Origin of the sequence: Merdimonas faecis, from assembly GCF_001754075.1 — a bacterium.
In the GTDB taxonomy this organism is placed as follows: domain Bacteria; phylum Bacillota; class Clostridia; order Lachnospirales; family Lachnospiraceae; genus Merdimonas; species Merdimonas faecis.
In genome coordinates this window covers 366625-384364 of sequence record NZ_MIEH01000018.1, presented here as the reverse complement: position 1 = coordinate 384364, position 17740 = coordinate 366625, and the positions used below count along the sequence as shown (strand labels likewise).

The following is a 17740-nucleotide window of genomic DNA, read 5'->3' as shown; positions in this document are numbered from 1 at the left end:
AGAAAAATGAAGATCATAGGACTTACCGGCGGTGTCGGTTCGGGGAAAACACAGATACTGGAATACTTGAATAATAAGTACGGGGCAACCATCTGCCAGACGGATGCATTAGCTAAAAAGCTTCAGAAAAAGGGCGGCAGGTGCTATGATGCCATTGTAGAACATTTCGGGGAAGAGATCCTGAATGAAAAGGGCGAACTCAACAGGGAAAAGCTGGGCAGCATTGCCTTTACAAATGTAGAACAGCTGTCTGTTCTGAACAGGATCGTTCACCCGGTAGTGAAAGAAGAGGTTCAGAAGATCATTGCAAAAGAGGAACGAAAAAACACCAATCTTCTGATTATTGAGTCTGCCGTTCTGATCGAAGACCATTACGAGGAGTTCTGCGATGAACTCTGGTATGTGTATGTAAAGGATGAGATCAGGAAAAAACGTCTGTTTTATGCCCGCGGCTATGAGGCTGCCAAAGTCGACAGCATTATTGCAGCGCAGCCTCCCAAGGATATTTATATGAAACACTGCGACAGGGTGATCGATAACAACGGAGTCTTTGCCGAGACGCAGATCCAGTTAGACAATATCATTGCAGACTTATAAAAAGAAAGGCAATTATTTACAAGATGATGAGATTATGCAGTATTGCCAGTGGGAGCAGCGGGAATTGTATCTATGTGGGAGACGACCGCACCCATCTGCTGGTGGACACAGGAATCAGCAAAAAGAGGATTGAAGAAGGATTACATAGCCTGGGGATCAGAGGAGATGAGCTCTCGGCCATCCTGATTACCCATGAGCATATTGACCATATCCAGGGGCTTGGCGTTTTCAGCCGGAGATATGAGATCCCTGTTTATGCGACCAGAGGTACCATTGAGGGAATACGCGGTACGAAGAGCCTGGGGAAGATGCCGGATGGCCTTCTTCATGAAATAGCAGTAGACCAGTCCTTTGGGCTGGGGGATTTAAAGATCAGTCCTTTTGCTATTTCCCATGACGCAAGAGAACCCTCCGGATACCGGATCGACGGCGGAGAGAAGTCAGTGGCGGTAGCTACAGATTTAGGGAAATATAATGAATATACGGTTGAGCATCTAAAGGATCTGAATGCTGTGGTACTGGAGGCAAATCATGACCTCCATATGCTGGAGGTAGGGCCTTATCCTTATGTATTAAAACGAAGGGTTATGGGAGAGAAGGGACATCTTTCCAATGAATCTTCCGGGAGGCTCCTCTGTGACATCCTGCATGACGGGCTGCAGCAGGTGATTCTTGGACATCTGAGCAAGGAAAATAATTATGCAGAGCTGGCCTATGAGACAGTGAAGCTGGAGATCAGCATGGGAGATAATCCTTATAAGGGGGAGGATATTCCGATGATGGTGGCAAGAAGAGATCAGGTTTCCGATATTGTCACTCTTTAGAGATACAGCTTAAAAAAACTCAGGGCTGATAAATGAAATGTGAAAGTAAGAATGGAGAAATAAAAGTTATGAACAAGATTGCGATCATGACAGACAGCAACAGCGGGATTACACAAAAGGAGGCGGAACGTCTGGGAATCCGGGTCCTCCCGATGCCTTTTTTTATCAATGACGAACTCTTTTATGAAGACATTACGCTGACGCAGGAGGAATTCTACCAGAGACTGGCAGAGGATGCGGACATTTCCACATCCCAGCCTTCGCCTGCCGATGTCATGGAACTTTGGGAGGAACTTCTCGAAGAGTATGATGAAGTCATCCATATCCCGATGTCCAGCGGCCTTTCCAGCAGCTGTGAGACAGCTATCATGCTGGCAAAAGAGTTTGATGGCAGAGTACATGTGGTTGATAATCAGCGGATTTCTGTTACTCAGAGACAGTCTGTCATGGATGCCATTGCAATGAGAGATAAGGGGATGTCCGCAGATGAGATCGTGGATGTCCTGATGCGTGAAAAATTAGAGGCCAGTATCTACATTACAGTAGATACGCTGAAATATCTGAAAAAGGGAGGCAGGATCACACCGGCGGCCGCGGCCATCGGTACAGTCCTGAATCTGAAGCCAGTGCTTCAGATCCAGGGTGAGAAACTGGATGCATTCGCCAAAGTGCGTGGAATCAAAGCGGCGAAAAAGACTATGCTGGATGCTATGGAAAAAGATATCCGGGAACGATTTGCCGGCAGCCAGGTAAATCTGGCGGCTGCTTATACCTGTACGGAAGAGGAGGCAGGAGTGTGGAAGCGGGAAATCGAAGAGAGATTCCCGGGATATGAACTGGAAATGGACAAGCTCTCCCTCAGCGTGAGCTGCCACATTGGTCCGGGAGCTATCGCCATTACCTGCAGCCGGAAGATCGAGATCTAAAAAGGAATCTTCAGACCCGTACGATCTGCTGTTGATATTCGCTGATAAAAGGCATTTTAAACTTGTCAGTGATCACACTTTCGTAGAGATCTGCAGCGAAGATATCCTGCCGGAGCATTCGAAGCCCAGCTTTGGAAAGGCCTTCTGTCTGGGTCAGCTTAGTCAGAAGCGGGACGGAGGAAGTGCGTTTGATGCGGGTCAAAAGCTTTGCTCCGTCTTTGCTGAAACCAAGAACCCGGGCATACTGGCATCCGCCTTCTTCTTTGTAAAGGGTCATGTCTTCTGTCCGAATATTCAGAAGGATGTGGAGAAGGCAGCGGCTGATCCGGGAATAAGTCATATCTCTTGTTTTTAAAAGATCACAGAACTGGTCAAATGTGATGAAATCATTTGCATGATTTATCATACGATTGGCCAGTTCTTCTGTCATATCCAGATATCCGGCCAGAGACTCTCTTGTCTCCGTCAGTAGACGGTAGCGGAAAAGCAGGGAGAAATCATTGGCGTAGACCGGATAGCGGACTCTGTGAGTCTCTTCCAGAGATCGGATACAGGATGGCGGCACCTGCCCCTCCAGTCTGGTCAGGACTTCGGAAAGACCGGGCTCGTCATACATTTCTTCTGACGCCAGATGGACCGAGTTCCCGGCGAAAGCCAGGAGACGTCGGATCGCTGAGGCAGAGCTGTATCCTGGCGACAGTTCCTTGTCATGGTATCCGGAAATCTTACGGCGTATTGTATAGGCGCCGATGGGACTCTTCCTAAGATATAAAGCTTTGATATACTCGATTCCCAGGATGTTGTTTGGCTGCTCTAAAATATCATCCAAAGACGGATCCTGGAAATAAGCCTTTAAAGCAGCCTGTCTTGCCAGAGGGAATGACAGGCCTTGTTTCAGTGCGTCCTGCAGGGTTTGTTTATAGGCTTCCGGTTCGTCGGCTGTCACATGTGCGACTTTTTCAAGCAGATAGTAATCTCCACATTCACTTCCAAAACAGATGGAGTCAATGCACCCGAGCTTTTCAAATAAGGAGATGGCGCCGTCGGCAAAGTACTCCGCACTTCCGGATGCGTAGCAGACGGGCAGCTCCAGAACCAGAGGGATTCCGGCTTCCAGAGCCACCTCCGCGCGTAAGTGCTTAGGCATGATGGCCGGCGCGCCTCTCTGCACGTAATTTCCGCTCATCACTGCAATCACCGAGTCTGCACCGGTGATCTCTTTAGCCTTCTGCATATGGTATAAATGTCCGTTGTGGAAAGGATTATATTCGGTGATCAATCCAACGATTTTCATAAGTTTCTCCTTGTATATCTTTTTGAAATTGATTATACTATAGAAAGACTTGGCTGGCAATAAGACGGAAAGGGGGATGCATTTATGAGTGAAGAGAATAACAAAATGCGGGAAGAGCTGACAGAGGAACGTATTTTGGATATGCTTGAAAACCGGCAGTATAAAGAGCTGAAGGAAGAGCTGGAAAATAATATGTATCCCGTAGATCTGGCGGATATTCTGGAAGAATTTGACCAGAAGCATATGGTCATGGTGTTTCGTCTGCTGGCGAAAGAAGAGGCGGCGGAAACATTCACCTACATGAACAGTGATATGCGGGAGGTCCTGATCAATGCCCTGACAGATTCCGAGCTGGAAGAGGTTATGGAAGAGATGTATCTGGACGATACGGTAGACGTTCTTGAGGAAATGCCTGCGAATGTAGTGGACAGGCTTTTGATGGCTACCGACGAAGAAAAGCGCGCGCAGATCAACCAGCTTCTGCAATATCCTGAGGACAGCGCGGGAAGCGTTATGAATGTGGACTATATTGCGGTCCGCAAAGAGATGACTGTAGCGGAGGCTATTCTGAAGATCCGGCAGGTCGGCCTTAATAAAGAGACGATATATACCTGCTATGTGACAGAGAAAAGAAAGCTGATCGGATATGTGGACCTGAAAGAACTGTTAACGACCAGTGAATCGAAACCGGTTGAAGAGATCATGGAGACCAATCTTCTGTATGCTCATACTACTGACGACCAGGAGGATGTGGCAAAGACTATTAATAAATATGGCCTGATCGCTCTGCCTATTCTGGATCATGAAAACTGCATGGTAGGTATCGTTACTGTTGACGATGCTATGGATGTATTGCAGGAAGAGACTACTGAAGATATCAGCATCATGGCTGGTGTTAACCCTAATGAAGACTCCTATTTTGGAACAACGGTTATGGAGCACGTCAAAAGCAGGCTTCCCTGGCTTTTGTTTCTGATGCTCTCGGCAACAGTGACCCAGATGATCATGAACAGCTACGAGGCTGCGCTGGCGGTCATGCCCCAACTTGCAGGGTTTATTCCGATGCTGACCGGTACCGGAGGAAACTGCGGATCCCAGAGTTCTACCCTGGTGATCCGGGGGCTTGCCGTAGAAGAAATCGAATTCGGAGATTTGTTCCGCGTGGTATGGAAGGAAGTCAGAATTGCTGTCTGCATCAGCCTGGTACTGGCAGTGGTTAATGGTATCCGTATTTTGCTCATGGGACAGGGGGATGTACTGATGGCGCTGACCATCGGTCTTACAATGGCATGTACGGTGATCATTGCAAAGGTGGTGGGATGTACACTGCCTCTGGTGGCTAAAAAGGTTGGCCTGGATCCTGCCATTATGGCGACTCCTCTGATTTCCACGCTGGTAGATATCAGCACGATCAGTGTTTATTTTGCTATTGTCAGCACAGTGTTTCAGCTGTAGGCAGGATCACGGTATATTGTACACAAAAATAGACATAAGATTCCAAGAAGAGACCTTGTTTTTCAGGGTCTCTTTGTATTATAATTAAAGATACTGAGAAACTAAGGAAAGGAGTCTATTGAACATGGGATTCATAGATGAAATCAAAGCAAAAGCCAAAACATGTAAAAAGACGATCGTGCTTCCTGAGACTGAGGATATCCGGACATATGAAGCAGCAGAAGCAGTGCTGAAGGAGGGAACTGCGGATCTGATTCTGATCGGAAGCGAGGAAGAGATTGCAAAAAACAAAGGAGATTTTGATATCAGCGGCGCAACCATCGTAGACCCTGCCACCTGTGAAAAGACAGACGCGTATATTGCAAAGCTGGTAGAGCTTCGTCAGAAAAAAGGAATGACCGAAGAGCAGGCAAGAGAACTGCTCCTGACCAACTATCTGTATTATGGTGTTATGATGGTAAAGATGAAGGATGCTGACGGTATGGTATCCGGTGCATGCCATTCTACTGCAGACACCTTAAGGCCATGTCTTCAGATTCTGAAGACAAAACCGGGCACCAAGCTGGTTTCCGCATTTTTCGTGATCGTGGTACCGGACTGTGATATGGGAGCAGACGGAACATTTGTATTTGCAGACTCAGGACTGGAGCAGAATCCGGATCCGGAGAAGCTGGCAGCCATTGCACTTTCTTCGGCAGACTCCTTCCGTTTACTGACAGGCAAAGAGCCGATCGTAGCTATGCTGTCTCATTCTACTAAGGGAAGCGCAAAGCACCCGGATGTGGACAAAGTAGTAGAGGCTACCCGCATTGCGAAAGAAAATGCACCGGAAGGGCTGATGCTGGATGGGGAATTCCAGCTTGACGCAGCGATCGTGCCGGAAGTAGGAGCGTCCAAAGCACCTGGAAGTCCGGTGGCCGGAAAGGCAAATGTCCTGGTATTCCCAGATCTGGATGCCGGAAATATCGGATACAAGCTGGCACAGAGACTGGCAAAAGCAGAAGCTTACGGCCCGCTGACACAGGGGATCGCGGCTCCGGTCAACGACCTGTCCCGCGGATGCAGCGCAAAAGACATTGAAGGTGTTGTGGCAATTACAGCTGTACAGGCTATGGCGGAAAATTAATAAACATTTATATTGAGAGAGAGGTAAAAAACAAATGAATGTATTAGTAATCAACTGCGGAAGCTCATCTTTAAAATTCCAGCTTATCGACTCTGAATCCGAAAATGTTCTTGCCAAAGGGCTTTGCGAGCGTATCGGAATCGATGGAAGTCTGACCTATCAGCCGGCTGGCGGTGAGAAAGTAAAATCTGACAAGGCAATGCCTACACATACAGAGGCAATCCAGTTCGTGATCGACGCTCTGACAGACGCTGATACTGGTGTAGTAAAGAGCCTTGATGAAATCGGTGCGGTAGGACATCGCGTGGTACATGGCGGAGAGAAATTTGCAAGCTCTGTAGTGATCACAGATGAGGTGCTGAAGGCGATTGAAGAGTGCAACGATCTGGCACCGCTTCATAACCCGGCTAACCTGATCGGAATCCGTGCATGCCAGAAACTGATGCCGGGCACTCCTATGGTGACAGTATTTGATACCGCATTCCATCAGACCATGCCGGAAAAGGCATATCTGTACGGACTTCCGTATGAGTATTATGAAAAATACGGCGTAAGACGCTACGGCTTCCACGGGACAAGCCACAGCTTCGTATCCAAGCATGCAGCCAAGTTCCTGGGAATGGATATCAACAATTCCAAGATCATCGTTGCACACCTTGGAAACGGCGCATCCATCAGCGCTGTATTAAATGGAAAATGTGTAGATACTTCTATGGGTCTGACACCTCTGGAAGGTCTGGTTATGGGAACACGTTCCGGAGATATTGACCCGGCTATCATGGAATACATTGCAAAGAAAGAGGATCTGGACATTGCAGGTATCATGAATGTACTGAATAAGAAGTCTGGTGTATACGGCCTGTCCAAGAATCTTTCCAGCGATTTCCGCGATCTGGAAGAAGCAATGGAGAACGGCAACCAGTATGCGAAAGCAGCACTGGAGGTATTCTGCTACCGGGTAGCAAAATATATCGGATCCTATGTAGCCGCAATGAACGGTGTAGATGCAATCGCTTTCACAGCAGGTATCGGAGAAAATGCAGGCATCGTACGTGAGAAGGTGCTGGGATACCTGGGATACCTGGGCATCACTCTGGATGAGGAGGCAAACAAGAAGCGCGGAGAAGACTTCGTGATCTCCACTCCGGATTCTAAAGTGAAAGTTGCGGTGATCCCGACCAACGAAGAACTGGCAATCGCAAGAGAAACCGTAGCACTTGTATAGAATGTCCAATATTTTGTATAAGAAGCTCAAGATTTAGGGTTGACAAACAGTTTTTAAATGATATAATAGTCTAGGTGTGAATAGGAGTATTCATTATGATATTAGACCTATCCAGCGTTTTGTCTGAACAGCATAAGCCCATCGAAGCATCTGTTTCTATTGAAATGGAGTCGTTCTCATCCGGCGGAGTGGACTTTCCGTTAATTGAAAGGTCACCACTTCAGCTTAGCATTGAGTATGCCGGAAAGAAGCAGCTTTCCATTGAAGGAAGAGGTGAAGTGACAGCGGTGATTCCCTGTGACCGGTGCCTTAAGGATGTGGAGGTAAAGATTCCTCTGGACTTTCACAAGAAAGTCAGTGTGGATCCGGAGCATGTGGATCAGTCAGACGAATTAGACGAAACAAATTATATTGACGGATCTAACTTGGATGTGGAACAGCTGGTCCGCAACGAGTTATTAGTAGGGTGGCCGACGAAAATTCTGTGCAGTGATGACTGTAAAGGCATTTGCAGCATATGTGGTCAAAACTTGAATGAAGGCACTTGTGATTGTGAAGATACAGGCCTTGACCCTAGAATGTCAGTTATCCGTGATGTCTTTAAGAATTTTAAGGAGGTGTAACCCATGTCAATTTGCCCAAAGAATAAATCTTCCAAAGCAAGAAGAGATAAAAGAAGAGCTAACTGGAAGATGAGCGCACCGAACCTGGTGAAATGCAGCAAGTGCGGCGAGCTTATGATGCCTCACAGAGTCTGCAAGGCTTGTGGCTCATACAACAAAAAAGAAATCATTCCTCAGGACTAATTACAATAGAGGAAGCAAACAAATCGGGAAGAATGTCCGTTCACGGATATCTTCCCGATTTTAATGCAAAAGGGGACGTACACTTTTGTCAAAAGTGTACGTCCCCTTTTGCGCAGTTCGCTATTGATTTTTGTATCAATGTCTAGTAGAATTATCCTTGAAGTTGCTAGGAGGACGAGAAATGGCAGAGATGACGAAGGTAGCATTAGATGCGATGGGCGGAGACAATGCTCCTGCCGAGATCGTAAAGGGGGCTGTGGACGCCCTTACAAGAGAAAAAGGTCTTTACATTTTCCTGGTAGGCCAGGAAGATGCCGTGAAAAATGAATTAGAGAAATATACTTATGATAAGGACCGCATAGAGGTGGTTCCGGCCACGGAAGTGATCGAGATGGCCGAGCCTCCGGTAAATGCGATCCGGAAGAAGAAGGATTCTTCTATCGTGGTAGGAATGAAGCTGGTTAAAGAAGGCAGAGCAGATGCATTTGTATCGGCCGGAAGTACCGGAGCCGTTCTGGTAGGCGGACAAGTTATCGTAGGACGGATCAAAGGAGTGGAAAGACCTGCGCTTGCACCGCTGTTTCCTACGGAAAAGGGTGTGTCGCTTCTGATCGACTGCGGAGCAAACGTAGACGCAAGGCCCTCTCATCTGGTTCAGTTTGCCAAGATGGGAACCATCTATATGGAGCATGTGGTTGGGATCAGGGATCCAAAAGCCGGGATTGTAAATATCGGTGCAGAAGAAGAAAAGGGGAATGCGCTGGTTAAGGAGACCTTTCCGCTTCTGAAGGAAGAAAAAAGCATCCATTTTATCGGCAGCGTAGAAGCCAGAGATATTCCGCGCGGTGCGGCGGATGTAGTCGTCTGCGAAGCATTTGCGGGAAATATCATCCTGAAGCTGTTTGAGGGTGTCGGAAATACTCTGATCCGTGAGCTTAAGAAAGGCATGATGAAAGATCTCCGAAGCAAAATCGGAGCACTGCTGGTAAAACCGGCGCTGAAAGATACGCTGAAAAAGTTTGATACGGCGGAATACGGCGGAGCGCCGCTTCTGGGCTTAAACGGCCTGGTGGTCAAGACTCACGGAAGTTCCAAAGCTGTAGAGATCAGCAATACCCTTGTACAGTGCGTGACGTTCAAACAGCAGAAAATCAATGAGAAGATCAAAGAGAGTATTCAAGCGGGAGGCTTATCCGCTGAATAATAGATTACAAAGTTGAAAGAAAAGGAAAAAAGGAGAATGGAAATGGAATTTGAAAAATTAAAAGAAATCATTGCAGATGTGTTAAATGTGGAGGCAGACGATATCACAGAGGATACAAAGTTTGTAGATGATCTGGGTGCGGATTCACTGGATATTTTTCAGATCATCATGGGAATAGAAGAGACCTTCGATATTGAAATTGATAATGATGAGGCTGAAAAGATCGCAACAGTCGGAGATGCGGTTGAGCAGATCAAAAAAGCAACAAATAACTAGGATGTTAGGAGTGAAAAAGCCCTGCCGGGCTTTTTCATTTTATGGGGCATTAATTATGAATCAGGAACTGAAATGTTTAGAAGAAAAAATAGGATATACATTCCGTGACAGAAACCTGTTGAAGCAGGCAATGATCCACAGCTCCTACGCTAATGAAAGACAGCTGCCAAAATATGCATGCAATGAGAGGCTGGAATTTCTGGGAGACGCTGTACTGGAGCTGGTATCCAGCGAATTTCTGTTTTCGGAGCATAAGACCATGCCGGAGGGAGAGCTTACCAAAACAAGAGCCAGCATGGTATGCGAACCGTCGCTTGCCTTTTGTGCAAGAGAGCTTGGGCTTGGCGGTTATCTGCTGCTCGGGAAGGGAGAAGACGCCACCGGCGGAAGGCAGAGAGAATCTATAACGTCTGACGCTATGGAAGCATTAATAGGAGCCATCTATCTGGATGGTGGTTTTGCTAACGCAAAAGAATTTATCCACAGATTTGTTCTTAACGATCTGGAACACCGAAAACTCTTTTTTGATAGCAAGACTATCCTTCAGGAGATCGTCCAGGGGCATTTTAAGGATCAGATCCGGTATGAGCTGACCGGAGAGGAGGGCCCGGACCATAACAAATCCTTCCACGTGGCCGTCTATATCGGCGAAAAGCAGTGGGGAACGGGTACCGGCCGCACCAAAAAGGCGGCGGAGCAGGAGGCAGCTTATCAGAGTATTTTAAAGCTGCATCAAGAAAACATAAAGTAGGTGAGGTATGTATTTAAAAAGCATCGAAGTACAAGGCTTTAAGTCTTTTGCACATAAGATCAAATTTGATTTTCACAACGGTATCACAGGGATTGTCGGTCCAAACGGCAGCGGAAAGAGTAACGTTGCGGATGCGGTGCGCTGGGTTCTGGGTGAACAGAGAGTCAAGCAGCTCCGCGGCGGCAGTATGCAGGACGTGATCTTTTCCGGAACAGAGAACCGCAAGCCTTTAAGCTACGCATCTGTGGCGATCACACTGGATAATTCAGACCATCAGCTTCCCATCGACTATGAGGAAGTCACAGTGGCAAGAAAACTGTACCGTTCCGGTGAGAGCGAATATCTGATCAACGGAAGCCTCTGCAGACTGAAGGACGTCAATGAGCTGTTTTATGATACCGGTATCGGAAAAGAAGGCTATTCTATCATCGGACAAGGACAGATAGACCGTATTCTGAGCGGGAAACCGGAAGAACGAAGAGAACTTTTTGACGAAGCGGCCGGAATCGTAAAGTTCAAGCGCCGGAAAAATACCTCTTTGAAAAAGCTGGAGGAGGAACGGCAGAATCTCCTGCGTGTCAACGATATCCTGGCAGAGCTGGAAAAGCAGGCGGGGCCGCTGGAAAGACAGGCAGAGACAGCGCGGGAATATCTGAAGAAAAAGGAAGAATTAAAAACCTACGACATCAATATGTTTCTGCTGGAAACCGAGCGTATCCAGGAACAGATCCGTGACCTGGAAGGGAAGCTTGAGACTACAAAAAGCGAGCTTACAGATGCCGGACAGCAGTATGATGACATGAAGGCGGAGTATGACGCTGTAGAGGAGCAGATGGATGGCATTGACGCCTCTATTGAAAAGGCGAAGGGACAGCTGAACGAGACAAACCTTCTGAAACAGCAGCTGGAAAACCAGATTGAACTTTTAAAAGAGCAGATCCACAGTGCACACATGAATGATGCACACTATGACCAGCGTGCACAGGCTGTGGAAGAAGAGCTCAGGAGCCGTGACAGACAGAGCAGCGAGCTGAAAAAGGATCAGGAGGAAGTCCAGGCTCAGTTGAATGAGAAACGTACGCTGGAAAACCAGGCACGGGAAGAACTGATTGAAGTTCAGTCCCGAATTGCCGGACTTTCTGCAGAGATTGAAAGCCATCAGAGCGAGATCAGAGAGGTTTTGAATAACCGGGCCTCCACGAAGGCGAAGATCCAGAAATATGACACCATGCTGGAACAGATCCAGGTACGGAAAGCCCGGATGAGCCAGCAGATCATTGAGGCTGAAAGCGAGATCAGCCGGCAGAATGAGCGATACGAAGAATACCAGAAGGAGCTGAAAGAAGTATCAGGGCATATCCGGGTGCTCACGGAAGAGAATCAGCAATATGAGCAGAAGATCCAGGAAATCCAGAAAACGCTGGCCGCACAGACAGAAAAGTTCCGAATCGGCCAGACAGCATACCACAGAGAACAGTCCCGTCTGGAATCCTTAAAGAATATCACAGAGCGTTATGACGGATATGGAAACAGCATCCGCCGGGTCATGGACAATAAAGCCAGGGAAAAAGGACTTCTTGGCGTAGTGGCAGACATTATCAAAGTAAATAAAGAATATGAGATCGCCGTAGAGACAGCTCTTGGAGGAAGCATCCAGAATATTGTTACGGAAGACGAGGAAACGGCAAAGCGAATGATCCAGTTCCTGAAAAAGAACCGGTTTGGCCGCGCTACCTTCCTTCCGCTGACCAGTATCCGGGCAAACACAGGCATTAGCCAGCCTGGTGCGCTGAAAGAAGAAGGCGTGGTCGGGATGGCAAATACACTTGCAAATACAGAAGCAAAGTATCAGAAGCTTACAGACTTTCTGCTGGGCCGGACTCTGGTCGTGGATCATATTGACCATGCGTCGGCCATTGCAAGGAAGTACCATCAGTCCATCCGGATCGTTACGCTGGAAGGTGAGCTGATCAACCCGGGAGGCTCTATGACAGGAGGAGCCTTTAAAAACACCAGCAATCTGCTGAGCAGGCGACGCGAGATCGAAGAATTTGAAAAGACGGTCCGTCAGCTGAAACAGGAGATGGATGAGCTGGAATCCCAGTCGGAAGCACTCCGGAAAGAGCGGGCCGGATATTATGAGAAAACAGATGAGATTGCCGAAAAACTAAGCAAGGCATATGTGATCCAGAATACGGCAAAGATGAATTCTGACCAGGCCAAGACCGGAATGGACAATGCCCGCATATTGTCAGAAAGTACAAGAAAAGAGGCCGATGAGCTGGATGCACAGATCACAGATATTGCAGACAATCAGGAATCCATTACCGTAGAACTCGATACCTCCGAGAGCCTGGAAAAGGAATTAAGCGCTCAGATCGATGAAAAGCAAAGACTTCTGGAAGAAGAACAGTCGATGGAAAGCCAGCGACAGAAAACTGTCGAAGAGATCCATCTTGCTTATGCGGGTCTGGAACAGAAATATGACTTTATCCGGGAAAACCTGGAGCGTATTCAGGAGGAAAGTGAGAAATTCCAGCAGGAGCTGGAAGGCTTAAATGCAAATAAGGGTGAAAATTCCGAAGAGATCCAGGAAAAGGAGCAAAAAATCCAGGAGCTTCGGGAAACCATTGAAAATTCCTCTGAATTGTTTACAGAAATCCGGGACGAGATTGAAAAATATAAGAAAGAGCGTGAGGAATTGACCCAGCGTCACAAAGAATTTCTGCAGCACAGAGAGGATCTGTCGAAGCATATGTCGGCACTGGATAAAGAAATTTTCCGTTTGGAGAGCCAGAAGGAGACAAGCGAGGCCGCTTCGGAGAAGCAGATCAACTACATGTGGGAAGAATATGAAATTACCTACAACCACGCCAAAGAGCTGCGGGATCCGGACCTTACGGATCTTTCCAGGATGAAGAAACGGATCCAGGAGCTGAAAAGTGAGATCCGGGGGCTGGGAAATGTAAATGTCAATGCGATCGAGGAATATAAAAGCGTATCCGAGCGCTATGAATTCCTGAAGGGACAGCATGACGATCTGGTGGAAGCGGAGGCTACGCTGGAACAGATCATTGAAGAACTGGACACTGCTATGAGAAAGCAGTTCCAGGAACAGTTCGCAAGAATCGCCGAAGAATTCAACACCGTATTTAAAGAGCTGTTCGGCGGAGGAAAGGGCACATTGGAATTAATGGAGGATGAAGATATCCTGGAGGCCGGCATCCGCATCATCGCACAGCCGCCGGGGAAGAAGCTGCAGAATATGATGCAGCTGTCAGGCGGGGAGAAGGCGCTGACCGCCATTGCCCTTTTATTTGCGATCCAGAATCTGAAACCATCGCCCTTCTGTCTTCTGGACGAAATCGAGGCGGCGCTGGATGACAATAATGTAGGCCGGTTTGCGGCATATCTCCACAAACTGACCAAGAATACACAGTTTATCGTGATCACTCACCGGAGAGGCACCATGACGGCGGCTGACCGGCTATATGGAATCACCATGCAGGAAAAAGGCGTATCCACGCAGGTATCTGTAAGTCTTTTAGAGGACCAGCTGGATCAATAGCAGGGAGGGAAGTTATGGCAGATTTTTTCAAACGCCTGGTTTCAGGCTTAAGCAAGACAAGAGATAATATCGTTTCCGGGATGGATAGTATTTTTAACGGATTTTCAAAAATTGACGATGATTTTTATGAAGAGCTGGAAGAAGTACTGATCATGGGAGACCTGGGCGTACAGGCCACCTACGATATCCTGGATGATCTGAAGCAGAAGGTAAAGGAACAGCACATTAAGGAACCGTCCGAGTGCCGTCAGATCCTGATCGACAGTATCAAGGAGCAGATGGATGTCGGAGAGACAGCCTATGAATTTGAAAATAAAACTTCCGTAGTAATGGTGATCGGCGTCAACGGTGTCGGTAAGACCACTACCATAGGCAAGCTTGCAGGGAAACTGAAAGGTCAGGGAAAAAAGGTCATCCTGGCCGCGGCAGATACCTTTCGTGCAGCCGCTGGAGAGCAGCTAAAGGAATGGGCCGGACGTGCCCAGGCCGAACTGATCGGCGGACAGGAGGGGTCTGATCCGGCGGCAGTCGTGTATGATGCGGTAGCTGCCGCAAAAGCAAGGCATGCCGACGTACTGCTGTGTGATACCGCAGGAAGGCTCCACAATAAAAAGAACCTGATGGAAGAGTTAAGAAAGATGAACCGTATCATAGACCGGGAGTTTCCGGAAGCTTTCCGGGAAACTCTGGTAGTCCTGGATGCAACCACCGGACAGAACGCCCTGCAGCAGGCGAAGGAGTTTAACGAGGTGGCGGATATCACGGGCATTATCCTGACGAAGATGGACGGGACGGCGAAGGGCGGGATTGCTGTAGCGATCCAGGCTGAGCTTGGCATCCCGGTAAAATATATCGGTGTCGGCGAGACCATCGACGATTTGCAGAAATTTGACGCAGACACCTTTGTTAACGCATTGTTTACAACAGATTCAAAAGAAAAGGAGGACTAAAGTATGCTTACATTGGAAAAATTTGAGCGGGCAAGTGAACTGGTAAAAGAGGTAACTACACCGACGAAGCTGGTATTCAGCGAATACCTGAGTACACAGACCGGGGGCAAGGTTTATCTGAAACCAGAGAACATGCAGTATACAGGCGCTTATAAGGTGAGGGGAGCCTACTATAAGATCAGTACGCTCACCGAGGAAGAAAGGGCAAAAGGTCTGGTGGCTGCTTCTGCAGGAAACCATGCCCAGGGCGTGGCTTTTGCCGCCCAGAAGTTTGGATGTAAGGCTACTATTGTTATGCCGACAGTTACACCTCTTATCAAAGTCAACCGCACAAAGAGCTACGGCGCTGACGTGGTTCTGCATGGCGACGTTTATGATGACGCGTGTGCCTACGCATTGGAACTGGCGGAAAAAGAAGGCTGCACCTTTGTCCATCCTTTTGACGACCTGGACGTGGCAACCGGACAGGGAACCATCGCAATGGAGATCGTACAGGAACTGCCTACGGTAGACTACATCCTGGTGCCGATCGGCGGAGGCGGTCTGGTGACCGGAGTATCTACACTTGCCAAAATGCTGAATCCTAAGATCCAGGTAATCGGTGTGGAACCTGCAGCCGCGGCAAGCATGACGGCAGCACTGAAAAACGGCGGTCCGGTAACCCTGGACAGCGCTAATACGATTGCAGACGGTACTGCTGTAAAACGCGTTGGAGATAAGATATTCCCATATGTGCAGGAGAATCTGGATGAGGTGCTTACAGTAGAAGACGATGAACTGATCGGAGCTTTTCTGGATATGGTTGAGAACCATAAGATGATCGTAGAAAATTCCGGACTTCTTACGGTTGCTGCACTGCGCCAGCTGGATCTGAAGGGTAAAAAGGCTGTTTCAATCTTAAGCGGCGGAAACATGGATGTGATCACGATGTCCTCCATTGTGCAGCACGGGTTAATCCAGAGAGACCGGATCTTCTCTGTATCGGTACTGCTTCCGGACAAGCCGGGTGAGCTGGTACGGGTGGCTCAGACCATCGCAGACGCACAGGGCAACGTTATCAAGCTGGATCACAATCAGTTTGTCAGCACCAACCGGAATGCGGCTGTGGAGCTTCGTATCACCATGGAGGCCTTTGGCACCGAACACAAGCACGAAATTATGAAAGCGCTGGAAGATCAAAACTTCCGCCCGAGAGAGGTTGGCGCAAAGCTTTACTAAAAGACTGATAAAAATGAAAAGAGTCTGTTCTGCAAAAAATACAGAGCAGACTCTTTTTTCTTGACAGATAATGTATAATTGTATACAATTATACACGAGCAAAAGGAAGGAGAGAAACGAAGATGGATAACCGAAAAGTATACCTGGATAAGCACACCAATCTATTACAGCTGGAAGAACACATGTATCCTCTGGTGGACGTAGACAAGCCGAATGTTTTCCGAAACCTGTTTCATTATGATGAAATCCCCAAGGTTGCCTTCAATGACAGGATCGTTCCGCACAGTATGCCGGATGAGATCTGGATCACAGATACAACATTCCGGGACGGACAACAGTCAAGAGCTCCTTACAGCACGGAACAGATCGTCAGGATTTATGATGAGCTGCACAGACTCGGAGGGCCAAACGGAAAGATCCGGCAAAGCGAATTCTTTTTATACAGTAAAAAAGACAGGGATGCCGTATATCGCTGCCTGGAGAGAGGGTATCAGTTCCCGGAGGTGACAAGCTGGATCCGTGCCAGCAAGAAGGATTTTGAATTGGTAAAAGACATCGGGATGAAGGAAACAGGGATCCTGGTCAGCTGTTCGGATTATCACATCTTTTATAAGCTGAAAATGACCAGACGGGAGTGTATGGATCACTATCTTTCTGTAATCCGTGAGTGTCTGGAGACGGGCGTAAGTCCCAGATGTCATCTGGAAGATATCACCCGGTCAGACATTTATGGATTTGTGATCCCCTTCTGTGTTGAACTGATGAAACTGATGGAAGAGTACCAGATTCCGGTTAAGATCCGCGTCTGCGATACAATGGGATACGGTGTAAATTATCCTGGAGCCGTGATTCCAAGATCCATTCCGGGGATCATCTACGGCCTCAGAGTGCATGCCGGAGTCCCCAGTGAGCTGATCGAGTTTCATGGACACAACGATTTTTATAAAGCGGTCAACAACTCCTCTACGGCCTGGCTTTATGGCGCGTGCGGCGTGAACTGCTCCCTGTTCGGAATCGGGGAACGGACCGGAAATACTCCACTTGAGGCTATGGTCTTTGAATATGCACAGCTTCGGGGTACATTGGATGGGATGGACACGACAGTCATTACGGATCTGGCAGAATATTATGAAAAGGAAATCGGCTATCATATCCCGTCAAGGACTCCGTTTGTCGGACGGAGCTTTAATGTAACGAGAGCCGGGATCCACGCCGACGGACTTTTGAAAAATGAAGAAATCTATAATGTATTCGACACAGAAAAGTTCTTAAAGAAGCCGCCGCTGGTGGCAGTTTCCAATACCTCGGGCCTGGCAGGGATTGCACACTGGATCAATACATATTTTCATCTGGAACAGGAAAAACAGGTGGATAAAAATTCAGAGCTTGTCACCATGGTAAAGGCCTGGGTCGATCATGAATATGAAGGAGGAAGAGTCACTGTTTTGACAGATGAAGAGCTTTTACAGGTCATTGACAGTGCCTGTGAAAAGCTTGGCGTCTGTCTTGGGGAGGCGTAG

General features: G+C 47.9%; 16 protein-coding genes. 15 read left to right on the top strand and 1 reads right to left on the bottom strand.

The window, feature by feature from the left end; all coding sequences use genetic code 11:
• The first annotated feature begins 6 nt into the window (after positions 1-6).
• From coaE to BKD12_RS10645, 3 genes are all read left to right on the top strand, one after another.
• On the top strand, positions 7-597 hold the full coding sequence (coaE, locus tag BKD12_RS10655) for a dephospho-CoA kinase (protein ID WP_070089290.1): 591 nt from the start codon (positions 7-9) through the stop codon (positions 595-597).
• A 26-nt stretch (positions 598-623) separates the two neighbouring features.
• The gene (locus BKD12_RS10650; protein WP_070089494.1) at positions 624-1421 is read left to right on the top strand and encodes an MBL fold metallo-hydrolase; all 798 of its coding nucleotides are present in this window, start codon (positions 624-626) and stop codon (positions 1419-1421) included.
• A 68-nt stretch (positions 1422-1489) separates the two neighbouring features.
• On the top strand, positions 1490-2347 hold the full coding sequence (locus BKD12_RS10645; RefSeq protein WP_070089289.1) for a DegV family protein: 858 nt from the start codon (positions 1490-1492) through the stop codon (positions 2345-2347).
• A 10-nt stretch (positions 2348-2357) separates the two neighbouring features.
• Here the strand turns inward: BKD12_RS10645 and BKD12_RS10640 are convergent, their stop codons facing one another.
• On the bottom strand, positions 2358-3641 hold the full coding sequence (locus BKD12_RS10640) for a nucleotidyltransferase (RefSeq protein ID WP_070089288.1): 1284 nt from the start codon (positions 3639-3641) through the stop codon (positions 2358-2360).
• Positions 3642-3725: 84 nt separating this feature from the next.
• On the opposite strand from BKD12_RS10640, the gene mgtE reads away from it, so the two are divergent.
• From mgtE to BKD12_RS10580, 12 genes are all read left to right on the top strand, one after another.
• On the top strand, positions 3726-5096 hold the full coding sequence (mgtE, locus tag BKD12_RS10635) for a magnesium transporter (protein WP_330385591.1): 1371 nt from the start codon (positions 3726-3728) through the stop codon (positions 5094-5096).
• 124 nt (positions 5097-5220) lie between these two features.
• Positions 5221-6222: a phosphate acetyltransferase gene (gene pta / locus BKD12_RS10630; RefSeq protein ID WP_070089287.1), complete on the top strand. Its 1002-nt coding sequence runs from the start codon at positions 5221-5223 to the stop codon at positions 6220-6222.
• 34 nt (positions 6223-6256) lie between these two features.
• On the top strand, positions 6257-7447 hold the full coding sequence (locus BKD12_RS10625; RefSeq protein WP_070089286.1) for an acetate/propionate family kinase: 1191 nt from the start codon (positions 6257-6259) through the stop codon (positions 7445-7447).
• 95 nt (positions 7448-7542) lie between these two features.
• Positions 7543-8070: a YceD family protein gene (locus BKD12_RS10620; RefSeq protein WP_070089285.1), complete on the top strand. Its 528-nt coding sequence runs from the start codon at positions 7543-7545 to the stop codon at positions 8068-8070.
• Positions 8071-8073: 3 nt separating this feature from the next.
• Positions 8074-8253 carry a 50S ribosomal protein L32 gene (rpmF, locus tag BKD12_RS10615; protein ID WP_004606185.1) on the top strand — a complete coding sequence of 60 codons (180 nt, stop codon included), beginning with the start codon at positions 8074-8076 and terminating at the stop codon, positions 8251-8253.
• A 181-nt stretch (positions 8254-8434) separates the two neighbouring features.
• Positions 8435-9457: a phosphate acyltransferase PlsX gene (plsX, locus tag BKD12_RS10610; protein ID WP_070089284.1), complete on the top strand. Its 1023-nt coding sequence runs from the start codon at positions 8435-8437 to the stop codon at positions 9455-9457.
• Between the two features lie 42 nt (positions 9458-9499).
• A complete protein-coding gene (acpP, locus tag BKD12_RS10605) occupies positions 9500-9733 on the top strand; it encodes an acyl carrier protein (RefSeq protein WP_070089492.1) in 234 nt (77 codons plus the stop codon).
• A 55-nt stretch (positions 9734-9788) separates the two neighbouring features.
• Positions 9789-10484, top strand: coding sequence for a ribonuclease III (gene rnc, locus BKD12_RS10600; RefSeq protein WP_070089491.1), 696 nt, complete (start codon positions 9789-9791; stop codon positions 10482-10484).
• Positions 10485-10491: 7 nt separating this feature from the next.
• Positions 10492-14052, top strand: a complete 3561-nt coding sequence (smc, locus tag BKD12_RS10595; protein ID WP_070089283.1) for a chromosome segregation protein SMC — start codon at positions 10492-10494, stop codon at positions 14050-14052.
• 14 nt (positions 14053-14066) lie between these two features.
• Positions 14067-15002 (top strand): signal recognition particle-docking protein FtsY, encoded by a 936-nt coding sequence (gene ftsY / locus BKD12_RS10590; protein WP_070089282.1) that lies wholly within the window; start codon positions 14067-14069, stop codon positions 15000-15002.
• Positions 15003-15005: 3 nt separating this feature from the next.
• Entirely contained in the window at positions 15006-16220 is a 1215-nt protein-coding gene (gene ilvA / locus BKD12_RS10585; RefSeq protein ID WP_070089281.1) for a threonine ammonia-lyase, read from the top strand.
• A 122-nt stretch (positions 16221-16342) separates the two neighbouring features.
• The gene (locus BKD12_RS10580) at positions 16343-17740 is read left to right on the top strand and encodes a hydroxymethylglutaryl-CoA lyase-like TIM-barrel protein (protein WP_070089280.1); all 1398 of its coding nucleotides are present in this window, start codon (positions 16343-16345) and stop codon (positions 17738-17740) included.